The following is a 26,516-nucleotide window of genomic DNA, read 5'->3' as shown; positions in this document are numbered from 1 at the left end:
TCCCAGCCCGCGCAGCGGGCGAGCTTGATTTTTTTGTTAGGTGGCATTTAGCCACTTACTATTTTTTAATTTATGGGTTGCCATTGTAGTTGCCACTGCAACTGCAGCTAAAAACCAATTGAAGGACAAAGTTTTATCTGAAAATAACTTTCCTACTAGTGTTAATGAAAGCAGAAGAAATAACCACTCAAGACTTTGCAATAGTAGCTTAACTAAAGTGCGTTTAAATGGCTCTTCAGACTTTGTCGAGATATAAACAATGACCCCCAAGCCAATTACAATAAAAAGAAGCTGACTCCACATAGATGGTTCAGGATTTTTAGGGTTGAGCCCGGTCATATTAAAAATCGAAAACCCAGTAGCAAAACACGATATGTGCAAAAGTAGAGCTAAAAACAGCCTAAAATATTCATTCATCCTTGATGACACCTAACGCCTCAATCAGAGGCAAAAACCAGTTGGTTAAAATTAGCGACGCAGGAGCAAAACCAACTGTTTTTTGTCCTACTGAATTGACTTGTTAGGAATACGACGCCACTAAACCTAAAAATTCGTCTTCTAGTTTCTTTACTTTTTGTTCACTACAAACTGTGCAAATCTGCCTTTTGTTCTTAGCCATAGGCAACACCATTTCACCCTTCATGCACTTTACGCAAATTTCATTTGCTTTACGGTAGGCGTAAATGTCATGATCACAATTTGGCAAAGCAGAATAAATTCGAGCAAACTCGGATAAAGGGTAATAAATAGGAAGATCTAAATATTTGAGTTTTTTCAATTTAGCAATAGCGGATACATCTTCACTTTCTACCTTTAATCTATGAAAATCGAGAAATTCAAGATTTTTTAAATGAGAGATGGCATCAATATTTGTTAGAAGCTGCTTACCAAACATACCGCCAGTAAATGTTAAGCCAACTAAGTTCTTTAGGCTTTTAATTGCAGTAATATCATTGATTTTTTTAAGCTCATGCATCTCAAGCCACTTCAACTTAGTTAGTTTCTTCAAACTGTCTAATGTTTCTAACTGAGTACAACTACCAATATATAGTCTCTCCAATGATTTTAAGTCACCAAGTTTTACCAAATCAGTAATTCCATTACCGCTCCATTTTATAAAAAGTGACCTTAATTTGGGTAAGCTTGCAACCGAATTGAGTAGTTTTTGAGGTACGCGACTGTAAAACCAAATATGCTCTACATCAGTTAAAGTTGGTATAAGTTCAGCCCATTCATCGACTAATTTTTTCTGTTTTGATTGTGATAAATTTAATTGTGTACAAGCGATACGTAGGTCTGTTTGCCTATCATATTCTGACGGGAAACTAATAGTTCTAGGGCATTCTTTACGATGCTCCCATGACAAAAACTGCTCAATGCTTAAATCTACGTATGAGTTCAAAAGTATTCCTAACACCCCGCTTAGGGGCAATAACACGTGAGCTAAAATTTGGAGCGAAGCGACTGAGCCCACGTGTTATTGTCCCAGGGAGCTTGCGACCGACTACAGCGATTTGTTAGTTGCGATCCATGTAGATTGGATTGTTAACTACATCACCTGTTTTTGAGCTTCTATAGGAAAATGTACCTTCTAACCTTCGCCCGTTATGTGTTACTTTCAAGAAAAGTGCACCTTGAGCAAAACCTTTTCTGTCTTTGTTTCTGCAACTTAAGGTTAAACACCCTTCCCAGTACTCACCCTCGAAATTGTAATTAACACTAGTTTTCTCTTCTTGCGATTTATAGGAGAAATACAGTGAGCCATTTAATTTGTGCGCTCGCTGTCGTATATCTAATGAAAAAGAAGCCTCACTATTGATTTCTTCGTTTTTATATTCACTGTTCCAAACACCCGAAACATCTGCTCCTTGATATCGTGCAGCTTGGTACATCGGAAGGATAGAATTCACCCATACACTCTTCATAAATAAAAGAGTAAGAGATGTTAATACGCCAGCCGTGACACCCAATAAAATTGTTTCAAAATAATCCATACAACCTCGAAGCAACTAACACCCAAATAAGGGGCGTAAACATGGCGGCTATAATCGGAACGAAGTGACCCAGCCGCCATGTTTGCGTCCCAGCGAGCGAAGCGAGTGCCTTAATTTGTTTGTTAGCTGTCTCACGGCCATCTCACTATTGCGAATAATATAACCAACGAGCAGATATAAGAATAAAACAATTGCGTTAGTGTAAACAAAAAATTGTCTGCTTGCCTCGTTACTATACCATGTCCAGATAATGTCCAACTGCACAAAAAAGAATGAAGCAGGGGTAGTCCCGCCATTAAGATTATAAGGACAGACCAAACAAATCCATCTTTCGAAAGCTCTAAAACCAACTTTTCATAATTTTCTGGATACGAATCCTTATCTATTGAAATCAAAGCTTCACGTAGTTCTTTTTGACTATATTCAGAATAATCTGGAGACATCCTTATTTCTCAACGGGCAGCTAACACCCGCATAAAGGGCGATAACACATGGGCTAAAATAGGAACGAAGTGACGCAGCCCATGTGTTAGCGTCCCAGCGAGCTTGCGAGCGATTTAATGCGTTTGTTAGCTGATTATTTGCTCAGGAGTACGACTAACTCATTAGGATTTGACACTATGAATTGGTATATACTGTCATCAAGTAATGAAACTTCAATTGCATCAAATGTTATAGGTAGAATACCTGCACCTTTACCTGAGCATTTTTTTACTTTTGAAATTGAGCTTCTTTCAATTTTAAGAGGCCCAAGCCCATAATCTTTATTATATGGGGCGAAATGAATATCAGTTTCCGTAATCCAGAATTTCCCATCAGCCTTTGCAACACCATTTTGAAATGTGGCTGTAATCGATTTTAAAGTGGCATCTTGCATTTATATTCCTTATAAGCGGTTGATTTAATCAGCTAACTTTTAAATATGGGGCGCAAAGGCGTGGGTTAAAATCATCGCGCCACGCGCGAGCCCACGTTTTTGCGTCCCAGTGCGCCCTGCGCACGACATAATTTTTTTGTTAGCAGTATATTTAGCTTAATATCCAATATACTTCTTGGCTGGCATTTCACCTTGAAAAAATCCTTCGAATACCAGCTGTAACCTTTCACGTCTTTGATATAGCTGCTTTTGGCTTATGCCAATAATTTCAAACCCATCATTTGGGTCAAGATGACAACCGATAGCATTTGATAAGTAACTATAGATACGAATTGCTGGCCATAGTACTTCTCTTGGAATGACACTGACGCTCAAGTGCTTCTCGCACTCCTCATAAAGATAATTCTCTAGTTTAAAGTATTCAACATCGTTCCAAGTTTGGCTTTCATGAAAAATGCTTATGAAAGAGTTTTCTGAGAATTCCTTACTCAATACAAAATTTCTATTTAGTTGATTCATAAGCAATGACTGCTAACACCCAAATAAGGGGCGCAAACATGGCGGTTATAATCGGAGCGTAGCGACACAACCGCCATGTTTGTGTCCCAGCGAGCCCGCGAGCGACTTAATTTGATTGTTATACGCAAAAAGCTAAAGAACCCGAAAAACTGCCTTTATTTGCTCATTTGATAACGGACCATACTTATCCTCACACATAAAGCAGAAATGAGCACCTGCTGATTTACCAAGCTCTTGAAATAACCTCAATTCGGACGTGGTATAACCGCCCTCAAAAGTTGGAATTAAATGGATAAGAAGAACCGGCTTATAAATTTTATGAATTAATTGGCAATGCTTACTCAATACCTGCACCAGAGAGCTTTCTAATGTCCTCCAGTCACCCAGCAATGTTCGTGAGTTTGATAATTCATTGCACAAAGTAATTTCTTCGTGCTCTTCACCAAATTTTCGGCTCACAAATCGATCTTGATAAACTTTGATATAAATTTTTCTACGAAACTTCATCTTTGCGTATAACAATTTAATATCACCCGAAACGGGGTAATCATTTACACCGTTTTCCTTCGGGCGTGAATCCATAACTCATAGTATCCTCAAACAAAATTTTTTGCACCATCTACTCTCTGGCGTGAAATACCCCAAAGTGGGATGGACTTTTTCTAACCCATCTTAGGGTCAGTAGATGCACGTTACTAACTTAAATATTCTGTTTTTATTTTTATATGAAATCACAGTTTATTCGCGACGTAAGCAACTTCATGATGATGAAGCGATATGCAAAACGCACAATTCGCACTTATCTGATTTGGATTGCCGACTACATTCGCTTTCATAATTACAGTCACCCTTCAAAGCTGGATAGTAGTCATATTGAGGCCTATCTGACTCAGCTTGCGGTCAGGCGAAATCTTTCTGCAAGTACCCAGGCTACAGCGTTAAACGCATTGGTTTTTCTCTATCAGAAGTATTTGAAAATTGATATCGCCAAAGATCTTGATTTTGTAAACAGCAGCAGGCCACGTAAATTGCCGGTGGTACTTACCGTCGAAGAGATGAACCGTTTGCTTGGCATGGTAAGCGAAAGGCATTTTTTGCCCGTAGCAATGCTCTACGGGAGCGGTTTGAGGCTCATGGAATGTGTAAGGTTGCGGGTAAAAGATATTGATTTTGATTTTAAATGCGTGCGAATCTGGAACGGCAAAGGAGGAAAGCACAGAGTCGTGACGCTTGCAGACTCACTTATCCCGCTATTAAAAACACAGTGTGAACGTGTGGTTCAGATAACCCAACAGGATTGCACGGTTCCCGAGTATGCTGGCGTGTGGATGCCGCATCAGCTGGTAAAAAAGTATCCCGCTGAGCGATTCAGGCCAAATTGGCAGTATCTGTTCCCTGCAGCAAAGTTAAGTATCGACCCGGAGTCGCAGCAATTAAGACGTCATTATATTGATGAAAAGCAGTTGCAACGCGCGGTACGAAATGCGACATACGATGCAAAAATTGATAAATCGGTTTCGCCACACACATTACGCCATAGCTTTGCAACGCATTTACTACTGCGAGGTGCGGATATCCGTACTGTTCAGGAGCAACTTGGCCATACCGATGTCAAAACGACTCAAATTTACACGCATGTTATGCAGCGCGGGGGTAATGCCGTCGTTAGCCCATTGGTATCCGTTGTGCCGCCAAAATAAAAAAGGGCCCGAAGGCCCTTTTAGTCTTATTTAGTCAGTTACACGCGCTCAAAGATCGTCGCGATACCCTGACCTAAACCAATACACATGGTGGCCAGACCGACAGACTTGTCGTTCGCTTCCATCAGGTTAAGCAGCGTTGTGCTGATACGCGCACCTGAGCAGCCCAGTGGGTGACCCAGTGCAATAGCACCACCGTTTAGGTTAACTTTTTCATCATAGTTATCCAGCCAGCCAAGCTGTTTAATGCACGAGAGCGCCTGCGCGGCAAAGGCTTCGTTGAACTCGGCAAGCTCAATGTCGTCCATGCTCATGCCGGCACGTTTCAGTGCTTTTTGTGTGGCAGGCACCGGGCCGTAACCCATAATTGCGGCATCACAGCCAGAAACACCCATGGCACGAATTTTAGCGCGCGGCTTAAGTCCAAGCGCTTTGGCTTTATCTGCTGACATCAGCAGCATGGCAGAGGCGCCGTCTGAAATGGCTGACGACGTACCTGCTGTTACCGTACCGTTCACCGGATCAAACACCGGGCGTAAACCAGCCAGCGTATCAACCGTGGTTTCAGGGCGGATAACCTCATCGTAATCTACCATTTTCAGCGCGCCGTTCTGGTCGTGCCCTTCGATAGGTGCGATTTCATTCGCCCAGCGACCTTCTTCGTGCGCTTTCGCTGCACGTTGGTGAGAGCGGGCACCAAAGGCGTCCTGCATTTCACGGGTGATGCCGTTCTGGCGGCCCAGCAGTTCTGCAGTCATACCCATATTGCCTGAAGCTTTAGCAGTATGCTTCGCCAGACCAGGGTGGAAATCCAGGTTGTAGTTCATAGGCACATGACCCATGTGCTCCACACCACCAATCATAAACACATCACCGTTGCCGGTCATGATGCCTTTGGCAGCATCATGCAATGCCTGCATAGATGAACCGCACAGGCGGTTAACGGTTACCGCACTGGTGCTACGCGGAATATCGGTTAGCAACTGCGCGTTACGGGCAATGTTAAAGCCCTGTTCTTTGGTTTGCTGTACACAACCCCAGATGATGTCCTCGATCTCAGTCGGATCAAGATTAGGGTTACGTTCAAGTAAGGTTGTCATCAGGTGCGCTGATAAGGTTTCGGCGCGCACATTTCTAAAAACACCGCCCTTGGAGCGACCCATGGGGGTACGAATACAATCGATAACGACGACTTCTTTCATGTTATTCTCCTTGGGGATTAAGCGAAGTAGGATTTGCCATCAGCGGCCATCTTGCGAACGCCGTCTGTGACCTGATAAATCGCACCTAGGTGCGCGTACTTGTCGGCAAGTTCAACGAACTTGTCCAGCCCCATGGTTTCTATCCAGCGGAATACACCACCACGGAATGGCGGGAAGCCCAAACCGTACAGCAGTGCCATATCTGCTTCTGCCGCACTACCCACGATGTTTTCTTCCAGACAACGAATCGCTTCGTTGGCCATTGGAATCATCAGGCGCGCGATAATTTCATCTTTTTCAAACGACTGGTCTGAGGCAGCATGCTGGTTAATCAGCGAGTATGCTTCATCGGCAGCATCTTTGGTGGGGCGACCACGCTTATCCGTGCCGTAGTTATAGAAGCCTTTGCCATTTTTCTGGCCAAGACGCTTCTCGTTGTACATCAGCGTAACCGGGTCGTTTTCAATGGACTCCATACGCTCTGGGAAGCCGTCAGCCATTACACCGGCAGCGTGATTCGCCGTGTCCATACCTACCACATCAAGCAGGTACGCCGGGCCCATTGGCCAGCCGAAATCTTTTTCCATGACTTTGTCGACTTTTGTGAAGTCAGCGCCATCTAATACCAGCTTGCTGAAACCAGCAAAATAAGGGAATAACACGCGGTTGACCAAAAAGCCGGGGCAGTCATTAACCACGATAGGGGTTTTACCCATTTTCATCGTTGCGGCTACCACAGCATTCACGGTCGCATCAGTGGTATCTTTACCGCGGATGATTTCTACCAGTGGCATACGGTGCACAGGGTTAAAGAAGTGCATGCCGCAGAAGCGTTCTGGTTTTTTCAGGCTTTCGGCCAGCTTATCGATAGAGATGGTCGAGGTGTTTGAACAGATGATGGCGTCATCTGAAACCGTCTCTTCAGTTTCCTGCAGGACCGATGCTTTTACTTTGGGATTCTCAACAACCGCCTCAATCACCAAATCAGCATCTTTTAACGTGCTGTATTCCAGTGTTGGGGTAATAGCATTAAGGGTGGTGGCCATTTTGGTGGCATCCACTTTACCGCGCTGCATGCCTTTACCCAGGATCTTAGCGGCTTCTTTTAAGCCCAGATCCAGTGCATCGCGATTAATATCTTTCATGATGACCGGCGTGCCTTTAACGGCGCTCTGGTAAGCGATACCGCCACCCATGATGCCGGCACCCAGTACAGCGGTAAGGTCAATCGACTTATCTGACGACTTCGCCAGCTTTTTGCCTTTGCCTTTAACCTGCTGGTCAGCCAGGAAAATACCGATTTGCGCTTGTGCCGCATCGGTTTTCGCCAGTTTTACAAAGCCCTGATTTTCCAGCTTCAGCGCGCCATCGCGATCAAGCGATGCGGCTTTTTGAACGGTTTCTACCATCAGGTGCGGGGCAGGGTAGTGCTTACCGGCTTTCGCGGCGACCATTGCCTGAGCGGTTGAAAAGCTCATAGTGGCTTCGTTTTTATTTAATTGCAGCGGCGCTTTTTTCTGGGCCCGGCGAGATTGCCAGTCCAGTTTTTCCGCGGCGGCGTCTTTCAGCATAGCTAACGCTGCATCGGCTAATGCATCTGGTGCAACAACTGCATCAACCGCACCTTCTTCCAGCGCTTGCTGACCTTTACGATCTTTACCGGTTGTCATCCACTCAAGGGCATTGTCAGAACCAATAACACGAGGCAGGCGCACAGTACCGCCGAAACCAGGCATCAGGCCAAGCTTCACTTCTGGTAATCCGATAGATGCTGAGGTGTCAGCAACACGCATGTCACAGGCCAGCGCCATTTCACAGCCGCCACCCAGTGCAAATCCATTTACCGCAGCAATGGTAGGGAAAGGCAAATCTTCGAACCGATCGAATACCTGAGAGGTTTTCTCAACCCAGCTCAGTACTTCATCTTCAGGTGCGCTGAATAATGCAGTGAACTCGGTAATATCAGCACCTACGATAAATGTAGATTTAGCACTGCGTACCAGTACACCTTTAACATCGCTGCGATCTTTAAGCGCAACGGTAGCTTCATCCAGTTCGGTGACTGTCTGGCGATCAAACTTATTTACTGAACCCTGGGCATCAAATACCAGTTCAGCAAAACCGTCATCCAGCAGTTTGACTGCCAGACTCTTGCCTTCATATATCATTTTATTCTCCTTCGGCGATGGCCGGGTTGCTAATGCTTAGTCAGTTGAACCCGAATATCGTTCCACTGTCACACATTAACGCGTTAGGGTGGGTTGATTTTTGACAAACAAAAAGAAAAATTCAACAAAAATTCAAACGCGCGTTTCAATTTGTTCTACAGATGGCGTCAAAGTGTTGCAAATTCAAGGTCGAATTTATCATTCACAACTGTATAATAATTTACCAGAATAGGTATACAGGCGAGCCTTGGCAATGGTTCGGCTAAAGTTTCTCGTTGTCGGGTCGATGCAAAGATTAAATTCGACAGAAACACTATTTTCTTTGTCTATACTTGTTCATACTTGCAGAATATTTGTGCAACACTTTGCCCAAAATCCCCTGATGTTGGATTGCTATAGCAGAAGGCAGGTCAGGTAGCAGGCGTTCTTACGGGATGGCATCATGCAGTTAAGCAAACTCTTTTCTTTTTCTTTTCTTCAGAACAGGCGCCCGGGCCATTGGTCGCTGTCGTTTATTTTACTTTGTCTGAGCAGTAGTAGTGCCAGTGCAACCAGCATTTTGCCGGATGCCGGTCAGTCAGCAAAACGTGAGCAGTATGAGTTTTTTGAAGAAAAACTGCGTACGGTTTCTTATGCATCGCTGGATGGCCTGAAACAGCAATACGCTCATTTAAAAGGCTACCCGCTGTATCCGTATCTGGAACGGCAGCGCTTATACCGTCAAATGGATCTGGTGCATCGTGATGAGATTGAGCAATTTTTATCGCGCTATGATGGCCGTCCCGCCAGCTACGGCATGCGCTCATCATGGCTGCGCTATCTGGCCGAAAAAGGTGCACGATCAGCATTTTTAGCCAACTACCGGGACGGACTGGGCGCCACCATTACCTGCCAGTACCTGCAATATCAGCTAAAAGATGCCCGCAATCCGCGCTACTGGCTCAGCAAGGTTGAGCCTATCTGGCTGAATGGTCAGTCACAGCCTGATGAGTGCGATCCGGTATTCCGGCAGTGGCAACGGGCAGGCATGATGACCGAAGAAATGGTTATGGGGCGGATTGAAAAAGCCGCAACCAGCGGAAACCCACGTTTGGTGCCTTACCTGAAGCGCAAACTGCCTGCTTCAGTACAACATTTGGCTGACCGCTGGTTAGCGGTGCGAAACAATCCGGCGCACATTTTATCGTTCAGTCGCTATAGTTTTTCCCATCCTGACTATGAACAGCCAATGGTGGTATACGGCCTTAAACGCCTGGCCTGGCAGGACAGCGATAAAGCGGTAAAAGCCTACAATCATTATTCACAGAAGAAGCTATTCAGTGATGATGAGCTAATGGCAATTCATCGTGTCATTGCACTGAGTAAAGCCATCGATAACAAGCCGGATGCCGGTGAGTGGTTGCGTCTTGCTGATGTAAAAGGGGCCGAGGAAGATGTGAAGCGCTGGCACTTATCCTATTTACTGCGCCAGCGTAAATGGGGGGATGTGTTAGCACTGATTAATACCGCACCTCAGAGCATGCGTCGTAACGATAACTTTATGTACTGGCAGGCCCGGGCATTGGAAGCACAGGGCTATCACGAGCAGGCCGATGAGTTGTATAACGATCTGGCTGGACAGCGTCATTATTATGGTTTTCTGGCCAGCGCCAAGGTAGGGCAGAAACCGGCATTGTTGCACAAACCTGCACCCCACGACGCCAAGGCTATTCAGACAGTAGCAACGCTGCCCAGTGCGCAGCGTGCTTACGAGTTTTTGCAAATGGGGCGTCAGTTAGAAGCGCGCCGTGAGTGGTATTATCTGCTCACCCACATCGATACCGCTAACGTAAAAGATGCCGCGTTACTGGCCAGTGAGTGGGGTTGGTATGACCAATCTATTATCAGCTTTTCGCGCAGCGGCTATCTTAACGATATCGAAAAGCGATTCCCTCTGGCTTACGCCAACGAATTCACCTCTGTGGGTGAAACATACAATGTGCAACCTGCATTCGCCATGGCCATTGCACGCCGTGAAAGCTCGTTCAGAGCTGATGCAGTATCGCCGGCGGGGGCAGCAGGTTTAATGCAGTTAATGCCCGGTACTGCCCGGTATCTGGCCCAGCGCAATGCTGATGCCCGCCGTCAGAGTAATATTCCTACGCTGAATCGTACAGCCTTGTTTGAACCGGCCAATAATCTGCAATATGGCGTGCAGTACTTGCGTTATCTGGGTGACAAGCTGGGAGATAATCCGGTGCTGATTTCTGCCTCGTACAATGCTGGCTGGCGAAAAGTGCTGGAGTGGTTACCGGAAACCACAGCCATGGAAACCGATATCTGGATTGAAAATATCCCTTATAAGGAAACCCGCCATTACGTTAAAGCAGTGATGGCTTACCGGTATATTTATGAGTATCAGCTTGGGGCGCCCAGCGCGTTGTTTCAGCAGCTTGCAGAAAGTGCTATTCCTTCGGCTGAGCGCATGGACTCACGTCGTCAGGCGATGCAACTGGCACCGGATTAATTATCAGGTATGAGGAACCGGCAGCCGTATGGTGAATACAGTGCCCCGGTTCTCCTCGCTCTCTACGCTGATATGGCCGCCCATGGCCTCAACAATATTCATTGAAATATACAAACCCAGCCCGGTGCCTTCGCCGGGCGGTTTGGTGGTATAAAACGGCTGAAAAATCTGCTCACGTACCTGCTTTGACATACCCGGCCCGTTATCCTCTACACGGATAATCACCTGATCGCTGAAACCGCCCGGCGCAGGAAGGGCACTGGTCACACGCGTGGTCTCAATTTGAATTACCCCCTGTCCGCATATTGCCTGACCGGCATTCATCATCAGATTGATAAGCACCTGACTTAACTTTCGGGCACTGCCGACAACCGGTGGAACGTCATTTAGGGTAAGCTCAATACTGACGTGGTGCTTCAGTTCCGGGTTGACCAGTGGCAGCGTATCCTCAATAGCCTGATTCACGCAAAAATGTTCCTGGTCACCGACATCCGTACGGGTAAAACTTTTCAGACTGGTGGTGATGTTAGCCACCCGGATGAGGCCCTCTTCAGATTCCTCACAAATATCGCAGATGTCATCGAGTAGCTGCGGGATCTGGTGCTGTTCGTATTGAGCCTGTAGTGCGGCCAAATCAGCCTGAGACCCTTTTTCAAAAGCGCCCTCAAGCGTTTTGCAGAAGTCGATAAGCGTGGGTACGGACGTTTTCAGGTAATCGATGTTACTGGCAACAAAGCCAACCGGGTTATTTATTTCATGCGCAACGCCGGCAGCCAGTAACCCTACCGAGGCCATTTTTTCAGAAGCGATAAGCGACTGCTCGACCTGTTCTTTTTCTTTTTTCAGCTGTTCAGACGCCATAGCGAGTAAACGGGCGTTCACACTTAGCAGGGTTTGTTCGGTAAATTCCCGGTAGCGCTTGGCTATCTGTACATGTTCATCGGTATAAAAGCCAAGTTCCTCGTGAGCAAATACAATAACGCTAAGCTCATCCTTTACGATAAAGGGGCTCATCAACAAGCTTTTGATGCGTGTATCCCGGGCCAGAGGTACGTCCTGCCAGGTTGGGTGGCGGGCAACATTGTACATCGCCAGCGTTTTGCCCCCGATGACCTTTGTCAGCATTTCGCCAATTTCCCACTGCTGATCCACTATCTCGGGCAGTGTCGAGAAACTGCAGCGCAGATGAGTAGCATTAAACGGTTCCAGAATGAGACAGGTTGTATGGGGGATAATCTGGCTGAAGTTATCAAACATGCGCTGATACAGTGCCTCGGGATGCTCAGCATCCAATACCGCTCTGACACCCCGTAGCATCAGTTCCGACTGATTATGCAGCGCCTGCGCCTGTTCCTTTAATCGGTAGACCAGGTTTAGGTTTTCTACAACGTCTTCGTACTTATCATTCATTTGCCAAACGCCACTGCCGAGATCATCAGATTGCCGTGCCGGTTGTGACCATCCAGGAAATGCCCCTGCTCGCCGAAGGTATAGATGCCCAGAATGGGAATATTGGTAAATCGCGTAGATAATGTATCAAGCATCCGCGCCAGCTGATTTTCGATAGTAAACATACAGCCTGCACAATACACCAGTAATACACCGGCAGGTGGCGTATCCTGAGGTAACAATGAAATGGCATTTTCAATTACCTTTTCGGCACGGGCTATCAGACTCTCTTCACTGCCTTCCATGACAATCAGATCTGTACCCTGCTCAACATCTGAAAATACTGACAGGCCCTGGTGCTCCGTGACCGCATCAGGGTGACTTAGCAGGTACTCTGAAATGCCGCCACTGTGGCTGATTTTATGGCCGAAGGGATGCAAGGTGGTCAGGGAAAGAATAGGACCACCGGATAAAGCGGTTTCTATCTGCCCGCCGGTGAGCCGGTTGTATACCTGAGCCGCGGGTTCATTATCAAGGGTCTCAATAATTCGCCCCGTAGCTTTGGTCACTTTACATATGTGTGGCCCGGGACGATAACCTGAGCTGTAGCTTACACCGACAGGTGCGCCGGGAAACATGGCGGCCACGGTCATGTGATGGTCAGAGCCGCTCTGATGCGCGCCGGTGTACCAGTGTCCGGACACGTCATTATCGGCCATGGTGCCACCGAATACCGGTATTTTCTCGCCCACTTCTTCGGCAATGCCTTTTAATAATATTTCTTCTTTGCCTGAGGGAAAAATACAGTAGAGCAGCGAGGGGGCTTCATACTGCGCGCCGCTATCGCGTAAAGCATGCTGCAGTGCAAGGCGGGCATCTTGCCCAGGCATGTCTTCACTAATCGGTAAACTGGCACAGCCATAGTTTCCGGCTTTGTCATACAGCAGCATAATAGCAAGATCAGCGCGGGCAGTGGCACCTTCAGGCGTACTTGCCAGAACACCGTTCGAGGATGATGCCAGCATAAACGGGCAGGGCAAGCGTTCAGCTAACGCCGTGCGAAGGTGTTCCGCGTCGTGTCGGCAGTTAAAATAGACCACCGCCATGCTGGCGGTTTCTAATGAGGTAAACGTATTCAAAACACTGTCTGTTAAGACATCGACATCGTCATTGCTGCCCCACGAAACCTTTATTTCCATAGTTGCTCCTGCCTGATTACCGTTGGCTGATTTAACGCCGCGTGTAAACTATAGCTAAAAGTGCTGAATATGTGATCGGTAAGCAGGCAAATTTAGTCTAATGGTGAATGCTCACCAGGCGGTATGTTACAGATGTGCGGGGCCCAATAACTGGCAGTAATCCTACTGTGAATGTTACAGTAGGCATTATACATCCCTTTTTCAGACCAACTTCAAAGAGGTTTTATGTCGAATTTTGAATCCACCTATAAGGCACACATTAACACATTGCAGCAGCGAACCGCAGAGGCGTTGCAACGGGAAGGATTAGATGGTCTGGTGATTCATTCTGGTCAGGGAAAGCGGTTGTTTCTGGATGATAATCATTATCCGTTCAAAGTGAACCCGCAGTTTAAAGCCTGGGTGCCGGTGGTGGATAACCCTAATTGCTGGCTGGTGGTCGACGGCAAGTCAAAGCCGAAACTGATTTTTTATCGTCCGGTGGATTTCTGGCATAAAGTTCCGCCTGAGCCAAACGACTTCTGGACAGAGCACTTCGATTTAGTCATGTTGCAACAGGCTGATGCAGTAGAAAAGCATTTACCGTATGACAAGCCGCGTTTTGCCTACATTGGCGAATACATCGAGGTAGCCAAAGCACTGGGGTTTGAAAATGTTAACCCTGATCGCGTGCTGCATTATCTTCATTATCAGCGTGCTTATAAAACCGATTATGAGCTGGACTGCATGCGCGAAGCCAACAAACTGGCGGTGGCGGGCCACAAAGCGGCTGCCGCAGCGTTTCACGAAGGCAAAAGCGAATTTGATATTAACCTGGCCTATGCGCAGGCCAGTCGTCAGGGCGACAACGATGTGCCTTACAACAGTATCGTTGCGCTGAATGAACATGCCGCTATTTTGCATTACATGCAGTGTGATACTGACGCGCCGGCATATAACCGCTCTTTTTTAATTGATGCCGGTGCGAATTTCCATGGTTATGCCGCGGATATCACCCGTACTTACAGCCGTGAAAACGATCGCTTCGCAGAGCTGATTGAGCGGGTGGATAAAGTAACGGTAACGCTGGGCGAGGCGCTCAAACCGAATGTTGGCTATACCGATATTCATTTGCTGGCCCATGATGGAATCGCGCAGATCCTGCATGACGTCGGCCTGGTCAATCTACAGCCACAGGATATCGTAGAGCAGGGCATAACCCGCACATTCTTCCCCCACGGCATTGGTCACTTCCTGGGTCTGCAGGTACACGATGTGGGCGGGCAGTTTAATGATGATCGCGGCACACCCAAACCGTCACCGGATGATCATCCGTTCTTACGTTGCACACGAATGGTCGAGCCGCGGCAGGTCTTTACCATTGAGCCGGGATTATATTTCATCGACAGTCTGCTTGCTGATCTCAAATCTACCGAAGCATCTAAATATATTAACTGGGATACAGTGGATTTATACCGCCCTTATGGCGGTATCCGTATCGAAGATAATATTATCGTGCACCGGGACAAGAACGAAAACATGACCCGGGATCTTGATTTGTAAGGAGCCTTTGCTTTGCCATCACCCGACTCGCATATTGTTTATCTGATTCTAATTGCAACAATGGCGGGGATGGCAATGCCAGCCGGTGCCTTATTGGCCAAGATAGAAAATCTACAGCCTCGCTGGCTGGAAGAAGAGTTCCGGCACGGTGTGATGGCGCTTGGCGGTGGGGCGCTGGTCTCTGCAGTAGCGCTGGTCCTTGTTCCAGAAGGTACGAAGGAATTGACGACGTTTCCTGCCGCAGCCTGTTTACTGGGTGGGGCGCTAAGCTTTATGGCGCTGGACCGCTATCTGGCCGCCAACCAAACACCCGCCAGCCAGTTGGCTGCAATGCTCAGTGACTTTATTCCTGAATCTATCGCTCTGGGCACTGCCGCTGCTTTGGGTGGCAGCACATTGCTTATTGGTGTGCTTATAACTGTTCAGAATTTACCTGAAGGGTTTAATGCTTTTCGGGAAATGCGTGAAGCCGGGTCCCGTTCACCCAAATCTCTTATCTTAAAGTTTACTGTGCTTGCCCTGCTCGGGCCGGTGATGGCTTTGGTTGGATACTTTTTTCTGGCCGAATTCACCACGCTGGTAGGGGGAATAATGTTATTTGCTGCGGGGGGAATCCTGTATTCGGTATTTCAGGACATTGCACCTCAGGTCAGAATGCAAAATTCCTGGCTGCCACCGCTAGGTGCAATTATTGGTTTTTTAATCGGCATGGTGGGATATATGCTGGAAGGCGGCGCTGCATGATACCGGTGGCAACAATGCCTTCGGGATTAAAACAGGCAAGGCTATTGAAAAGCCATGCCTGTGTTACAGCTATTTAGTGCGGGCTACCGCCAGGTGCGCCAGTCCAATCAGCGCGTCTTTATAGGGAGAGTCAGGCACCGGAGCCAGACTGTCTATAGCCAGTTGCATCTCTTTCATTGCGCAGTCCTGCGTATAGGTAAGTGCGCCGGTTTGCCCCATAATTTGCTGAATGCGTGAAAGCTGAGGCAGGCCATTCGCTTTTTCGATTGCCTCTTTGATCAGCTCACTATCCTGTGCGCTGGGCGCATTCCACATCGCATACAATAAGGGCAGTGTCGGTTTACCTTCAGCCAGGTCATCACCCACATTTTTACCCATTTCTTCAGCATCTGCTGCGTAATCGAGAATATCATCAGCAAGCTGGAAAGCCGTACCCAGATGCTTGCCATAATCCTGCATGGCGCGCTCCATATCCTGCGACTGATCGGTCAGTATCGCGGATAACTGCGTGGCCGCCTCAAACAAGCGAGCTGTTTTGCCATAGATGACGTCGAAATAGCGCTTTTCGGAGGTATCAGGGTCATTGCAGTTCATAAGCTGCAACACTTCCCCTTCAGCAATCTGGTTTGTTGCTTCAGACAGAATTTCCATCACGCGCATACGCTTAAGGCTGACCATCATCTGAAATGATCGGGTATATAAAAAATCACCGACAAGTACACTGGCCTGATTGCCAAAAATTGCATTGGCTGTTTCACGGCCCCGACGCAGTGTTGACTCATCTACCACATCATCGTGTAGCAACGTTGCTGTGTGAATAAATTCGATAATCGCTGCCAGCGTATGATGGTCGTTATTCTGTATATTCATAGCGCGTGCAGCCAGCACGCTCAGCAGCGGACGAAGGCGTTTGCCCCCGCTATTTACAATGTAGAAACCAAGCTGGTTAATCAGTGAAACATCAGAGTCGACTTGCTGTTGAATCAGCTGATTGACCGCCTTCATATCATCAGCAGTCAGCGCCCGGATTTGCTCTAAGTCCATATGCATCGGCAAAAAATAAAGACAGGTATTTGGGTTTGCAGCCGATTGTACCTTAATCGCACGTCACTGCCACCAGATTGTCCTAAAAACCTGCTGATAATCGTATTCAGGATTTTCTATGCACAGGATGATTATAAAAAGTACGGTTTATCAGACGGTGGCCTGACAAATTAAGCGGAGCGGGTCTTTTTAAATTTTTTGCTGACTAAGCCGCTTTCGAAATCAAGATCGCAGTGCGATCATTTGGCGATCTTTACAGATTGATACGATTACACAGATGCTGATTTGCTATTTTTGCAGTGCACAAAACGCTGATTTTGTGCTAAATTCGCGCGCCTGAACTGCGAATTGTACGTCTTCATGACCCCGGTGCGAAAAATAACCAAATTTTATGCGATGTGGGGTTGTGGTTAAAGCATGTTTCACGTATCATTCGCGCCCTGTTTTTTGAATTGAAGCGTCAAGTGACGCAGAGCGGAGTAGAATATGTACGCGGTTTTCCAAAGTGGCGGTAAACAGCACCGTGTGGCTGAAGGCCAGACCGTTCGTCTAGAGAAGATCGAAGTCGCGCCAGGCGAGACTGTTGAATTCGATAACGTATTGATGGTTAGTAACGGTGACGACGTTAAGATCGGCACCCCTTTAGTTGCTGGTGGTAAAATTACTGCTGAGGTTGTACAACACGGTCGTGGCGAAAAGATCAAAATCGTCAAGTTCCGTCGTCGTAAGCATTCCCGTCAGCAAGCGGGTCACCGTCAGTGGTTCACAGAAGTGAAAATCACTGGTATCAACGCATAAGAGGAGCACGAACACATGGCACACAAAAAAGCTGGTGGTAGTACTAAAAACGGTCGCGATTCCATAAGTAAACGCCTTGGTGTTAAACGCTTTGGTGGTGAATCTGTTCTTGCTGGTAACATCATCGTTAGACAACGTGGTACACGTTTCCACGCAGGTGACGGCATTGGTATCGGTAAAGACCATACATTGTTTGCACTTCAGGACGGCAAGGTTCAGTTCGACGTTAAAGGTCCTAAGAACCGTAAGTTCGTAAGCATTGTAGCAGAATAAGCGCAAACGCTTTTTGCTTAAAAAGCTTTGAAAAAACCCCGCGCTAGCGGGGTTTTTTGTTTCTTCTCTTCCCCGTTGTGTATCAAATCCTGTCAATATCGTGATGCATGCCAGGCATTAGTGTAAACTTAGTATTCATAAACTGATCAACGCATCACAGCTAGCCTGTTACACAGGCATAACTGGAAACATCCGGAGTTATAAATGAAATTTGTTGATGAAGCTGAAATTCGTGTTGAAGCTGGCGATGGCGGCAACGGCGTAGTTGGCTTTCGACGTGAAAAATATGTCCCTAAAGGCGGCCCGGATGGTGGTGACGGCGGTGATGGTGGCAATGTCTATCTGGAAGCAGATGAGAACCTGAACACGCTGATTGATTATCAGTTTGAACGCTTTCACCGTGCTGAACGCGGTCAAAATGGACAAGGCAGCAATTGTATCGGCCGTAAAGGGTCTGATTTAACGCTGAAGGTACCGGTCGGTACACGTGCTACCGATACGGAAACAGGCGAAACGTTGGGTGATTTAACCCGTCACGGTCAAAAACTTAAAGTCGCCCAGGGTGGCTTCCATGGTTTAGGTAACGCGCGCTTCAAAAGTAGTGTAAACCGTGCCCCACGCCAGAAAACCAATGGTACGCCGGGTGAGATACGCAATCTTAAGCTGGAACTGATGCTACTGGCTGATGTTGGATTACTGGGTATGCCAAATGCTGGTAAATCTACATTCATACGTTCTGTTTCTGCAGCTAAACCTAAAGTGGCAGATTATCCGTTTACCACGCTGGTTCCTAATCTGGGCGTGGTAAGACAACATGCGCAACGCAGCTTTGTCATTGCAGATATTCCTGGCCTGATTGAAGGTGCCGCCGATGGTGCCGGCCTGGGTATCCGTTTTCTTAAGCATCTGGAGCGTTGCCGCGTACTGCTGCATCTTGTGGACCTGATGCCAGTCGATGGCAGCGATCCGATAGAGAATATTCGCACCATTACTAACGAGCTTGAAAAATACAGCCCCAAACTGGCACAAAAGCCACGCTGGCTGGTCTTTAATAAAGTAGACTTACTGCTTGAAGAAGAAGTTGAAGAACTCGTAGAGCGCATTACCAATGAGCTTGAATGGGATGGCCGTGTTTATCACATCTCTGCTTTCCAGAAGCTGAATACCGACGAGCTTTGTAACGAAGTTATGAAGTTTATCGAAGATATGCCAGCTGAAGTAGTGGAAGAGGAAACTGACGAAGAGGTGAATTTCAAGTGGGATTCCTATCATAAAAACACGCTGGCTGATGCAGACGTTGACGATGATGATGATGACTGGGATGAAGACGACTACGACGTTGAAGTTGAATACCGTAAATAAAGGTCGTCGCCAATGAAAATAGCAATGATAGCCGCTATGGCCGCCAATCGCATCATCGGCGCCGATAATGACATGCCATGGCATTTGCCAGCTGATCTTCGTCATTTTAAATCGGTTACCCTGGGAAAGCCGGTGGTCATGGGTCGTAAAACCTATGAGTCGATAGGTAGAGCACTACCTGGCCGCCCGAATATTGTCATTACCCGACAGGATGACTTTGCACCGGGTGACGCCCATGTGACTCGTTCTGTTGATGAGGCGCTGGAACAGGCTGAGCGATTGTCTGATGCTGCTGGTGAGATTATGATTATCGGCGGCGGAAGCATCTACAGTGCGTTACTGGAGCGTGCAGATACTCTTTATCTGACATTCATTGATGCTGACGTAGAGGGTGATACGCAATTTCCGGATTACACGCAATATCACTGGCAGGAAGTGGCTACAGAAGCGCATACTGCAGACGAAAAAAATCCTTATAGCTATCGCTTTGTCACGTTGGAGCGTTGCTAATCGGGTCTAAAACGCACCAGAGAAGGGAAGGTCTGCACTTTATCAGCGCGAGCCGACAGATACCTCAAAGGTGTGAATAGCGAATAAGAACAAATCTTTACTTACAAAAATAAAAAACCGCTTAGGGTCGCTAAGCGGTTTTTTTGTATATGGTTAGCTAGTTAACCGATTACTCGCCCATATGCTCAAACAGGCTCTCAAGAGACAAACCTTGGTGGCTGAGCATCTCGCGAAGTCGGCGTAGTGCCTCTACCTGAATCTGACGAACACGCTCGCGCGTAAGCCCGATTTCAGCGCCAACATCTTCAAGCGTAGAGGGTTCGTATCCCAGTAAGCCGAAACGTCGGGCCAGTACTTCCCGTTGTTTAGGGTTAAGCTCTTCCAGCCAACCTACAATATTCGACTTAATGTCAGAATCCTGCAGGTTTTCTTCGGGGCTGTATTCATGCTGGTCGGCAAGAATATCCAGCAGCGCTTTATCGTTCTCACCGCCTATTGGGGTGTCTACCGATGTAATACGCTCATTCAGGCGAAGCATCTTAGTGACATCTTCTACTGGCTTGTCCAATGCCCGGGCGATTTCTTCAGCGGTAGGCTCATGGTCAAGTTTTTGAGACAGTTCTCTGGCAGCACGCAAGTAAACATTCAATTCTTTAACTACATGAATAGGCAGGCGAATTGTCCTGGTCTGATTCATGATAGCGCGTTCGATAGTTTGTCGAATCCACCATGTCGCATAGGTTGAGAATCTGAATCCGCGTTCAGGATCGAATTTTTCGACCGCGCGGATCAATCCCAGGTTACCTTCTTCAATCAGATCTAACAGCGCAAGACCACGATTGTTATAACGACGGGCAATTTTAACAACAAGGCGTAAGTTGCTGACAATCATACGCTTGCGAGAGGCTTCACAGCCTTTTAGCGCACGACGTGCAAAATGCACTTCTTCTTCAGCGGTAAGTAGTGGGGAAAACCCTATTTCACCCAGATATAACTGAGTGGCATCCAGGTTTTTGCTGGTTTCTTCCTGCGTAATGAAAACATCATTGCTGTCATCATCGCTGGTATCTAACATTTCATCTTGTACGACGATATCATCCATTTCATCGATATCTTCGTGAGGCTTTTGTGTCTTTGGGGTTTTTGTTTTTCCCATGACGGCATCTCCTGCGTAAATTTAATTACCTCAAATGTTCTCCTTTGTATCTCTTATTATTGTTTATTGTTTATTGTTTATTGTTATTTTGATCGCTGAGGAAGGTAGCGAAGCGGATCCAAAGATTTGCCTCTGTAACGAACCTCAAAGTGAAGCTTTACAAGGTTCGTGCCACTATCACCCATACTGCCGATCGTCTGCCCTGCTTTCACCCACTGCTGTTCTTTTACAGTGATCTGATCGTTGTGCGCATATGCACTTAGAAAACTATCAGTATGCTTAATAATTATTAAGTTACCGTAGCCTCTCAGGCCATTTCCGGCATAGACAACTTTCCCTGACGCCGCAGCTTTTATTGCTGTTCCCCTGGCCCCAGAGATTCCTATACCTTTTCTTCCGGATTCGTTCCGACTGAATGTGTCAATTAACTTACCTGATGCGGGCCAAACCCACTGCGCAACACGGTCTGGAAACTGTTTTCGCGACGTGTTTTTGACGCTTGGCGTCACACTTTTGGCGGGCTTAACCGTCTGGTTGTTAACATTATTTTTACGATCACCATACGCCTGCTTCTTAGGTCGGTCAACTGTATTTTTTCGCTTCGATACTGAGGTCTGACCAGAAACGGTTGGTTTGCTTTTTGTACGATAATTGGGCGCTTTTGCAACAGTTTTGGGCTGCGTCAGACGCAGTTTCTGCCCGGGATAAATACCGTAAGGTGCACGCAATCCGTTGTACTGTGCGATGTCCCGGTAATCCATATTCGCGTACCAGGCAATTGCAAACAGGGTATCTCCTGATTTAACAGTATAGGTATCGCCGGAATAGTGAAAATCTTTAGGATCTGGCTGGCTATTTAATGTAACAACCGGGGCAGGGGTATGATCGGAAGCGCAACTGCTTAATAACAGCGCGCTCGACAAAACGAGCAGATACAACCAGATTCTGCTCAGCATCAGAATCAGCCTTTCAAAATAAAGTAGGCAGCGATGACCAGGCCGACGGCGATCCAGCCTAATATTTCGATATATTGTCGCAGCTTCTCTTCCATGGCTGCGCCGCCCCATTTCATTAGTGCCGCAACCAGAAAGAAGCGCGCACCACGACCAATGGCTGAGGCAATAATAAAGGGGATAATCGCCATTTGCATTACACCGGCGCTTATCGTGAAGACTTTGTAGGGGATGGGCGAAAATCCAGCAAGAAATACGACCCAGATACCGTATTCTTTAAACCAACCTGTGGCTTGCGCCATTTTATCGCCATAGCCTGCTGAAACAATCAGGGGCTCTATCCATGCCTCGAACGCAAAGTAACCCAGCAAATATCCGGCAATACCTCCAAGCACGCTGGCAAGCGTGGTAAGCATGGCGAAATACCATGCCCGTGAAGGCTGTGAAAGCGACATGGGTGCCAGCATGACATCAGGGGGGATAGGGAAAAACATAGATTCTGCAAAGCTTAGTCCGCCCAGATAACGACTGGCGTGTTTGTGGCGGGACCAACGAATAGCCAGGTCATAACAAGGCTGGAATATTTTCAAAGAAGATCTCCTTCGACCAGCGGGACGAAGCGTACAGATTCAACCGTTTGTGTCTGCAGCTCACCATCGATCCGATCGATACATAAAAGTTGTTGTTGTTCGTTACCCACCGGAATGATCAGCCGGCCACCGTCTTCGATCTGCGCCAGCAAATCATCAGGAATGCGGCTTGCTGCAGCGGTAACAATAATCGCATCGAACGGACCTTTTGATGCCCAGCCACGCCAGCCATCACCGTGTTTCATAGCAATATTATGCAAGTCCAGGTGATTCATCCGGCGTTTGGCCTGAAATTGCAGGCTTTTTATTCGCTCAACGCTGAAAACGTTATCGAATAATTGTGCCAGAATGGCAGTCTGATACCCCGACCCCGTTCCTATCTCCAGCACCTTCTTTGGCTGATTCGCTGCATCAAGCAGCAATTCAGTCATTCGGGCAACGATATAGGGCTGCGAAATAGTCTGACCCTGACCTATTGGCAGGGCGGTATTCTGATAAGCTTTGTGTTTAAGCGCATCGGGTAGAAACAACTCGCGCGGTGTGGCGGCAATCGCGTTAAGTACCTGCTGATTTCTTACACCTTCCTGGTAAAGCAATTCAGCGAGTGTCTCCCCTTTTCTCGACGTTCTCATTGCAGTATTCGTTTCCTGACGAAAAAACTAATTATAATTGTTATTTATCCAGCCAGTTTTTCATAGTTTCCAGGCTGTTGTGTGCAGTCATATCCACATCCAGCGGTGTGACTGAACAATAATTATTGGCGATAGCGTGAAAATCTGTGCCTTCCGAAGCATCCTGCTCAGCGCCTGCCGGACCGTACCAGAAAATTGTACGACCAAACGGATCTTTGGTTTTTACCATACCTTCCGCACGATGCCGACGACCCTGACGGGTGACTTTTATGCCGTTAAGTGAATTATACGGCACATCAGGCACATTCACATTCAGTATCTGATTAGCTTCAAGCGGATGCTGCTGTAATTTATCTATTATATCCAGCACGACCTGCGCGGCAGTTTCAAAATGGTTGCCCTCATGATTGGTCAGCGATACAGCGATGGCCGGCAGCCCCATGTAACGTCCCTCAGTGGCTGCAGCAACAGTGCCTGAGTAAATAACATCGTCACCCAGGTTCGCGCCATGATTTATGCCCGAAACTACCAGCTCTGGCTCGTCATCCATGAAACTGTTTACACCAACATGAACACAGTCAGAGGGCGTGCCGTTGACTGAGTAAAATCCGTTATCCAACTGCTGAATGCGAAGTGGCTGATGCAATGATAAGGCATTGCTGGCACCAGAGCAGTTACGGTCAGGGGCGATAACAGTGACATCATGCTTTTCATTCAGCGCGTTGAACAGTACATTTATGCCTTTGGCAAATACACTATCGTCGTTGCTCAGGAGAATTCTCATAGCGACTCCATAGTCAGTTATACATTAATTAGTCAGTGATAACGCACTCACGAATAACAGACGTTGCAAAACATCCGCTGGGTAGCGAAAAGCAAACAGTAAATGTATCACCTTGCTGTTCCCATTCAAGATTTTCCGGCCATATTTTTATGCTACGACGTTCCTGCTTAAGCCCAGCCTTAGCCAGAAAGTCTGCTACCGGTTGAAACGCACTGACCACCTCGTTTTCAAGTGCCAGAGCATCTGCAGTCGTGGCCTGTTTTCCGGCCCCCCACATTGCTGCAGACGGACTCAAATCCTTAGTCTGATAGCGTTGCTGTACCGTGTGGTCCGATCCATCGTTAATGAAAAAGCTGTTTGAGCCTTTCAGAATCAGTGCATCGCCGGGTAGCACCTGGTCAAAACAGGATTTTTCAATCCGTGCGCTGAGCTGGCTATTGAATAAATGACTGCGTAGGGCAGATAAGGCCATGGAGCGCTTATTGCGGTTACGGATTGTTTCACCCTCAACCATGCGCGCAGCAAGAATCAGATTGCCCCCTTCCTGGCGTTCAACGTTTTCATCTGCACGTACTACGCCGAAGCGCTGCTCGCCAAAGTAATTAGGCACGCCATTATCTCTGACAGTTATCAGGCGCTCTATCAATGCATCGCTATCTTTTGTTTCGCGCAGCGTGATAGTAAACCGGTTTCCCCTAAGCTGACCGGTTTTAAGCTTTTTATTGTGACGTGTCTGACTAAGCACCTGTACGCCGGGTAAGGTAAAGCCGCTGAAATCAAAGTCTGCTTTGCCCGGCGCATGCAGGCCAAACCACTGGCGGGTGAGGGCGTATTTATCTTTTCGACCCGCATAGGTCACACTGCGAAGCGGCAGCCCGGTGTATTTTGCCAGTGCCTCAGCAACAAATGCCGTGTTCGCATTGACCTTTTCTACCAGTATAAACTGATGCTCACCATCGCCGGACAGGGGATAACCCAGGTCCTCGACCACGACAAAGTCTTCAGCGTGCTGTTTAAAAAGCGCGATGGCAGTAGGTTCACCGTAAAGATAATGCCAGTGACTGGTTGAAAGCTTCATTAGCGGGCCACTTTATCTAACAGAACCACGGCGTGTGCTGCTATGCCTTCTTTGCGTCCGGCAAACCCCAGCTTTTCAGTGGTGGTTGCTTTAACATTTATCGCATCAGCGTCAACCCGACAATCCTGCGCAATATGTTCGCGCATCGCATCAATGTGCGGCGCCATTTTTGGCGCCTGTGCAACAATTGTCATGTCAGCATTGCCAAGTTTGTAGCCTTTTGCCTCAATCACTTTCATCACATGGCGCAGAAGCTCGCGGCTGTCGGCACCTGCGTAGGCATCATCAGTATCAGGAAAATGTTTGCCAATATCACCCAACGCAGCGGCGCCTAAAATTGCATCGCATAATGCATGTAGCAGCACATCGCCATCGGAGTGGGCTAATAACCCCTGTTCGTGAGCGATAGTCATTCCGCCAATGACTATGGGGCCATCGCCACCGAATTTGTGTACATCATAGCCGTGACCAATTCGCATAGTGCTACCTTTTGTCCTGATTTGATTGTTCTGAAAGATAAAACCTGGCCAGTGGTAAATCAGCCGGCCGCGTTATTTTAATATTAGCCGGATTACCTTCTATTAACCTGACCTGATGACCCTGTGCCTCCATGGCAGACGCTTCATCTGTAATGGTCACACCTGCCGCAGCACCCTGTTCCAGCGCGTGGCGCAGTACACCGGTATTAAAAAGCTGTGGTGTGAGGGCGTGCCACAGGTTTTCGCGACATTCTGTGTGAGAGACTGTGATATCGCTGCCAGGTGATACGACGGCACGTTTCATGGTATCGCGCACCGGGCTGGCCAGAATGCCGCCACTGCTCGTATCGCTGCTGATTACGCTAAGCAACCTGGTGATGTCTTCATGGGATAAACACGGACGCGCCGCATCATGCACCAGCGCCCAACTTTGCGCAGGCAGCGCTGTAAGACCATTGTGTACTGAAGAGGCGCGATCATGCCCGCCGGAAACAACGGTTAACCACTTAGCCTGACTCACCGGCAAAGTGCTGAAGTAATCGTCCGTATCGCTGATGGCAATAACAATATGGTGGATGTCAGGATGACTAATGAGCGTATCAAGTGTGTGTTCTAATATTGTCTTGCCGGCAACAGATAAATATTGTTTGGGCCGGTCTGCCTGCATTCGACTACCGATTCCGGCGGCCGGTACAACTGCATAAATTTCTGGATGGTTCATAGTTACTGCTGTTCTGCGGGGAGGATCCGATAAAATGTCTCGCCTTCTTTTATCAGGCCCAGTTCATTTCTGGCGCGTTCTTCAATGGCTTCCAGGCCGATTTTAAGATCACTGATATCAGCCTGAAGTAAAACATTACGTTGCTTCAGATTAGCGTTTTGCAACGACTGACGCTGCACATCTTTTTCAAGTGCCATGTAATCGACAATGCTGTTTTTGCCAAGCCACAGTCGGTACTGTAATAAACCCAGCAGTACCAGTAACACCAGTGGCACCCATTTTTCCTTCAACACAGT

The 26,516-nt window shown here is 47.5% G+C and carries 28 protein-coding genes; 8 read left to right on the top strand and 20 right to left on the bottom strand.

The window, feature by feature from the left end; translation table 11 throughout:
* Nucleotides 1–36: 36 nt before the first annotated feature.
* From FBQ74_RS14885 to FBQ74_RS14860, 6 genes are all read right to left on the bottom strand, one after another.
* Complete coding sequence (locus tag FBQ74_RS14885) at nt 37–417, bottom strand: hypothetical protein (protein WP_139757409.1); 381 nt, start codon at nt 415–417, stop codon at nt 37–39.
* A gap of 103 nt (nt 418–520) precedes the next feature.
* Nucleotides 521–1,402, bottom strand: coding sequence for a leucine-rich repeat domain-containing protein (locus FBQ74_RS14880; RefSeq protein WP_139757408.1), 882 nt, complete (start codon nt 1,400–1,402; stop codon nt 521–523).
* A 115-nt stretch (nt 1,403–1,517) separates the two neighbouring features.
* Nucleotides 1,518–1,994 carry a hypothetical protein gene (locus FBQ74_RS14875; protein ID WP_139757407.1) on the bottom strand — a complete coding sequence of 159 codons (477 nt, stop codon included), beginning with the start codon at nt 1,992–1,994 and terminating at the stop codon, nt 1,518–1,520.
* A 577-nt stretch (nt 1,995–2,571) separates the two neighbouring features.
* Entirely contained in the window at nt 2,572–2,871 is a 300-nt protein-coding gene (locus FBQ74_RS14870) for a hypothetical protein (protein ID WP_139757406.1), read from the bottom strand.
* A gap of 156 nt (nt 2,872–3,027) precedes the next feature.
* Nucleotides 3,028–3,390: an Imm41 family immunity protein gene (locus FBQ74_RS14865; protein WP_139757405.1), complete on the bottom strand. Its 363-nt coding sequence runs from the start codon at nt 3,388–3,390 to the stop codon at nt 3,028–3,030.
* A gap of 132 nt (nt 3,391–3,522) precedes the next feature.
* A complete protein-coding gene (locus FBQ74_RS14860; protein ID WP_139757404.1) occupies nt 3,523–3,972 on the bottom strand; it encodes a hypothetical protein in 450 nt (149 codons plus the stop codon).
* 143 nt (nt 3,973–4,115) lie between these two features.
* Between FBQ74_RS14860 and FBQ74_RS14855 the strand changes: the two genes are divergently transcribed.
* A complete protein-coding gene (locus tag FBQ74_RS14855) occupies nt 4,116–5,090 on the top strand; it encodes an integron integrase (protein ID WP_139757403.1) in 975 nt (324 codons plus the stop codon).
* Nucleotides 5,091–5,128: 38 nt separating this feature from the next.
* Here FBQ74_RS14855 and fadA read toward each other — a convergent pair whose 3' ends face one another.
* Both fadA and fadB read right to left on the bottom strand, forming a co-directional pair.
* Nucleotides 5,129–6,292: an acetyl-CoA C-acyltransferase FadA gene (fadA, locus tag FBQ74_RS14850; RefSeq protein ID WP_139757402.1), complete on the bottom strand. Its 1,164-nt coding sequence runs from the start codon at nt 6,290–6,292 to the stop codon at nt 5,129–5,131.
* Between the two features lie 17 nt (nt 6,293–6,309).
* Nucleotides 6,310–8,460, bottom strand: coding sequence for a fatty acid oxidation complex subunit alpha FadB (fadB, locus tag FBQ74_RS14845; protein ID WP_139757401.1), 2,151 nt, complete (start codon nt 8,458–8,460; stop codon nt 6,310–6,312).
* Between the two features lie 442 nt (nt 8,461–8,902).
* Between fadB and FBQ74_RS14840 the strand changes: the two genes are divergently transcribed.
* The gene (locus tag FBQ74_RS14840) at nt 8,903–10,966 is read left to right on the top strand and encodes a transglycosylase SLT domain-containing protein (protein WP_139757400.1); all 2,064 of its coding nucleotides are present in this window, start codon (nt 8,903–8,905) and stop codon (nt 10,964–10,966) included.
* A gap of 3 nt (nt 10,967–10,969) precedes the next feature.
* On the opposite strand, the gene FBQ74_RS14835 is transcribed toward FBQ74_RS14840, so the two are convergent.
* Nucleotides 10,970–12,376 (bottom strand): sensor histidine kinase, encoded by a 1,407-nt coding sequence (locus tag FBQ74_RS14835; protein WP_139757399.1) that lies wholly within the window; start codon nt 12,374–12,376, stop codon nt 10,970–10,972.
* Nucleotides 12,373–13,554 carry an FIST signal transduction protein gene (locus tag FBQ74_RS14830; protein ID WP_139757398.1) on the bottom strand — a complete coding sequence of 394 codons (1,182 nt, stop codon included), beginning with the start codon at nt 13,552–13,554 and terminating at the stop codon, nt 12,373–12,375. The genes FBQ74_RS14835 and FBQ74_RS14830 overlap by 4 nt, the downstream gene beginning before the upstream one ends.
* 225 nt (nt 13,555–13,779) lie before the next feature.
* Here FBQ74_RS14830 and pepQ point away from each other — a divergent pair, with 225 nt between their 5' ends.
* The gene (pepQ, locus tag FBQ74_RS14825; RefSeq protein WP_139757397.1) at nt 13,780–15,096 is read left to right on the top strand and encodes a Xaa-Pro dipeptidase; all 1,317 of its coding nucleotides are present in this window, start codon (nt 13,780–13,782) and stop codon (nt 15,094–15,096) included.
* 60 nt (nt 15,097–15,156) lie between these two features.
* The gene (locus FBQ74_RS14820) at nt 15,157–15,840 is read left to right on the top strand and encodes a ZIP family metal transporter (RefSeq protein WP_139757991.1); all 684 of its coding nucleotides are present in this window, start codon (nt 15,157–15,159) and stop codon (nt 15,838–15,840) included.
* A gap of 69 nt (nt 15,841–15,909) precedes the next feature.
* Here the strand turns inward: FBQ74_RS14820 and ispB are convergent, their stop codons facing one another.
* Nucleotides 15,910–16,884 (bottom strand): octaprenyl diphosphate synthase, encoded by a 975-nt coding sequence (gene ispB / locus FBQ74_RS14815; RefSeq protein WP_139757396.1) that lies wholly within the window; start codon nt 16,882–16,884, stop codon nt 15,910–15,912.
* A gap of 486 nt (nt 16,885–17,370) precedes the next feature.
* On the opposite strand from ispB, the gene rplU reads away from it, so the two are divergent.
* The 4 genes from rplU (at nt 17,371) to folA (ending at nt 19,827) form a co-directional block, all read left to right on the top strand.
* The gene (rplU, locus tag FBQ74_RS14810) at nt 17,371–17,682 is read left to right on the top strand and encodes a 50S ribosomal protein L21 (RefSeq protein ID WP_018982928.1); all 312 of its coding nucleotides are present in this window, start codon (nt 17,371–17,373) and stop codon (nt 17,680–17,682) included.
* A 15-nt stretch (nt 17,683–17,697) separates the two neighbouring features.
* Nucleotides 17,698–17,955: a 50S ribosomal protein L27 gene (gene rpmA / locus FBQ74_RS14805; protein WP_139757395.1), complete on the top strand. Its 258-nt coding sequence runs from the start codon at nt 17,698–17,700 to the stop codon at nt 17,953–17,955.
* A 204-nt stretch (nt 17,956–18,159) separates the two neighbouring features.
* Complete coding sequence (cgtA, locus tag FBQ74_RS14800) at nt 18,160–19,317, top strand: Obg family GTPase CgtA (RefSeq protein ID WP_139757394.1); 1,158 nt, start codon at nt 18,160–18,162, stop codon at nt 19,315–19,317.
* Nucleotides 19,318–19,329: 12 nt separating this feature from the next.
* A complete protein-coding gene (folA, locus tag FBQ74_RS14795) occupies nt 19,330–19,827 on the top strand; it encodes a type 3 dihydrofolate reductase (protein ID WP_232371932.1) in 498 nt (165 codons plus the stop codon).
* A gap of 169 nt (nt 19,828–19,996) precedes the next feature.
* Here folA and rpoS read toward each other — a convergent pair whose 3' ends face one another.
* From rpoS to ftsB, 9 genes are all read right to left on the bottom strand, one after another.
* On the bottom strand, nt 19,997–20,983 hold the full coding sequence (rpoS, locus tag FBQ74_RS14790) for an RNA polymerase sigma factor RpoS (protein ID WP_139757393.1): 987 nt from the start codon (nt 20,981–20,983) through the stop codon (nt 19,997–19,999).
* Between the two features lie 83 nt (nt 20,984–21,066).
* On the bottom strand, nt 21,067–21,939 hold the full coding sequence (locus tag FBQ74_RS14785; protein WP_139757392.1) for a peptidoglycan DD-metalloendopeptidase family protein: 873 nt from the start codon (nt 21,937–21,939) through the stop codon (nt 21,067–21,069).
* Nucleotides 21,940–21,944: 5 nt separating this feature from the next.
* Complete coding sequence (locus tag FBQ74_RS14780) at nt 21,945–22,526, bottom strand: YqaA family protein (RefSeq protein WP_139757391.1); 582 nt, start codon at nt 22,524–22,526, stop codon at nt 21,945–21,947.
* Entirely contained in the window at nt 22,523–23,158 is a 636-nt protein-coding gene (locus FBQ74_RS14775; RefSeq protein ID WP_139757390.1) for a protein-L-isoaspartate(D-aspartate) O-methyltransferase, read from the bottom strand. Before FBQ74_RS14775 ends, FBQ74_RS14780 begins: the two co-directional genes overlap by 4 nt.
* A gap of 40 nt (nt 23,159–23,198) precedes the next feature.
* Nucleotides 23,199–23,942, bottom strand: a complete 744-nt coding sequence (gene surE, locus FBQ74_RS14770) for a 5'/3'-nucleotidase SurE (protein WP_139757389.1) — start codon at nt 23,940–23,942, stop codon at nt 23,199–23,201.
* 28 nt (nt 23,943–23,970) lie between these two features.
* Entirely contained in the window at nt 23,971–25,020 is a 1,050-nt protein-coding gene (gene truD / locus FBQ74_RS14765) for a tRNA pseudouridine(13) synthase TruD (RefSeq protein ID WP_139757388.1), read from the bottom strand.
* Nucleotides 25,020–25,499 (bottom strand): 2-C-methyl-D-erythritol 2,4-cyclodiphosphate synthase, encoded by a 480-nt coding sequence (gene ispF / locus FBQ74_RS14760; protein ID WP_139757387.1) that lies wholly within the window; start codon nt 25,497–25,499, stop codon nt 25,020–25,022. Before ispF ends, truD begins: the two co-directional genes overlap by 1 nt.
* A gap of 4 nt (nt 25,500–25,503) precedes the next feature.
* On the bottom strand, nt 25,504–26,220 hold the full coding sequence (ispD, locus tag FBQ74_RS14755) for a 2-C-methyl-D-erythritol 4-phosphate cytidylyltransferase (protein WP_139757386.1): 717 nt from the start codon (nt 26,218–26,220) through the stop codon (nt 25,504–25,506).
* A 2-nt stretch (nt 26,221–26,222) separates the two neighbouring features.
* Complete coding sequence (ftsB, locus tag FBQ74_RS14750; RefSeq protein ID WP_139757385.1) at nt 26,223–26,513, bottom strand: cell division protein FtsB; 291 nt, start codon at nt 26,511–26,513, stop codon at nt 26,223–26,225.
* Between the last annotated feature and the right edge of the window lie 3 nt (nt 26,514–26,516).

This window comes from Salinimonas iocasae (assembly GCF_006228385.1).
GTDB lineage: Bacteria > Pseudomonadota > Gammaproteobacteria > Enterobacterales > Alteromonadaceae > Alteromonas > Alteromonas iocasae.
Note: the sequence above shows the minus strand (reverse complement) of the source record. Positions and strands in the feature narration are given on the sequence as shown.

Bases quoted from the DNA above. Each gene is read 5' to 3' on its own strand.
- FBQ74_RS14875 (WP_139757407.1), bottom strand. From the start codon at position 1,994: ATGGATTATTTTGAAACAATTTTATTGGGTGTCACGGCTGGCGTATTA.
- ispB (WP_139757396.1), bottom strand. From the start codon at position 16,884: ATGGACTTAGAGCAAATCCGGGCGCTGACTGCTGATGATATGAAGGCG.
- rplU (WP_018982928.1), top strand. From the start codon at position 17,371: ATGTACGCGGTTTTCCAAAGTGGCGGTAAACAGCACCGTGTGGCTGAA.
- FBQ74_RS14885 (WP_139757409.1), bottom strand. From the start codon at position 417: ATGAATGAATATTTTAGGCTGTTTTTAGCTCTACTTTTGCACATATCG.
- ispD (WP_139757386.1), bottom strand. From the start codon at position 26,220: ATGAACCATCCAGAAATTTATGCAGTTGTACCGGCCGCCGGAATCGGT.
- pepQ (WP_139757397.1), top strand. From the start codon at position 13,780: ATGTCGAATTTTGAATCCACCTATAAGGCACACATTAACACATTGCAG.
- FBQ74_RS14775 (WP_139757390.1), bottom strand. From the start codon at position 23,158: ATGAGAACGTCGAGAAAAGGGGAGACACTCGCTGAATTGCTTTACCAG.
- FBQ74_RS14785 (WP_139757392.1), bottom strand. From the start codon at position 21,939: ATGCTGAGCAGAATCTGGTTGTATCTGCTCGTTTTGTCGAGCGCGCTG.
- FBQ74_RS14835 (WP_139757399.1), bottom strand. From the start codon at position 12,376: ATGAATGATAAGTACGAAGACGTTGTAGAAAACCTAAACCTGGTCTAC.
- truD (WP_139757388.1), bottom strand. From the start codon at position 25,020: ATGAAGCTTTCAACCAGTCACTGGCATTATCTTTACGGTGAACCTACT.
- FBQ74_RS14830 (WP_139757398.1), bottom strand. From the start codon at position 13,554: ATGGAAATAAAGGTTTCGTGGGGCAGCAATGACGATGTCGATGTCTTA.
- FBQ74_RS14870 (WP_139757406.1), bottom strand. From the start codon at position 2,871: ATGCAAGATGCCACTTTAAAATCGATTACAGCCACATTTCAAAATGGT.
- FBQ74_RS14860 (WP_139757404.1), bottom strand. From the start codon at position 3,972: ATGGATTCACGCCCGAAGGAAAACGGTGTAAATGATTACCCCGTTTCG.
- rpoS (WP_139757393.1), bottom strand. From the start codon at position 20,983: ATGGGAAAAACAAAAACCCCAAAGACACAAAAGCCTCACGAAGATATC.
- folA (WP_232371932.1), top strand. From the start codon at position 19,330: ATGAAAATAGCAATGATAGCCGCTATGGCCGCCAATCGCATCATCGGC.
- FBQ74_RS14840 (WP_139757400.1), top strand. From the start codon at position 8,903: ATGCAGTTAAGCAAACTCTTTTCTTTTTCTTTTCTTCAGAACAGGCGC.
- FBQ74_RS14865 (WP_139757405.1), bottom strand. From the start codon at position 3,390: ATGAATCAACTAAATAGAAATTTTGTATTGAGTAAGGAATTCTCAGAA.
- FBQ74_RS14820 (WP_139757991.1), top strand. From the start codon at position 15,157: ATGGCGGGGATGGCAATGCCAGCCGGTGCCTTATTGGCCAAGATAGAA.
- cgtA (WP_139757394.1), top strand. From the start codon at position 18,160: ATGAAATTTGTTGATGAAGCTGAAATTCGTGTTGAAGCTGGCGATGGC.
- ispF (WP_139757387.1), bottom strand. From the start codon at position 25,499: ATGCGAATTGGTCACGGCTATGATGTACACAAATTCGGTGGCGATGGC.
- fadA (WP_139757402.1), bottom strand. From the start codon at position 6,292: ATGAAAGAAGTCGTCGTTATCGATTGTATTCGTACCCCCATGGGTCGC.
- fadB (WP_139757401.1), bottom strand. From the start codon at position 8,460: ATGATATATGAAGGCAAGAGTCTGGCAGTCAAACTGCTGGATGACGGT.
- surE (WP_139757389.1), bottom strand. From the start codon at position 23,942: ATGAGAATTCTCCTGAGCAACGACGATAGTGTATTTGCCAAAGGCATA.
- rpmA (WP_139757395.1), top strand. From the start codon at position 17,698: ATGGCACACAAAAAAGCTGGTGGTAGTACTAAAAACGGTCGCGATTCC.
- FBQ74_RS14855 (WP_139757403.1), top strand. From the start codon at position 4,116: ATGAAATCACAGTTTATTCGCGACGTAAGCAACTTCATGATGATGAAG.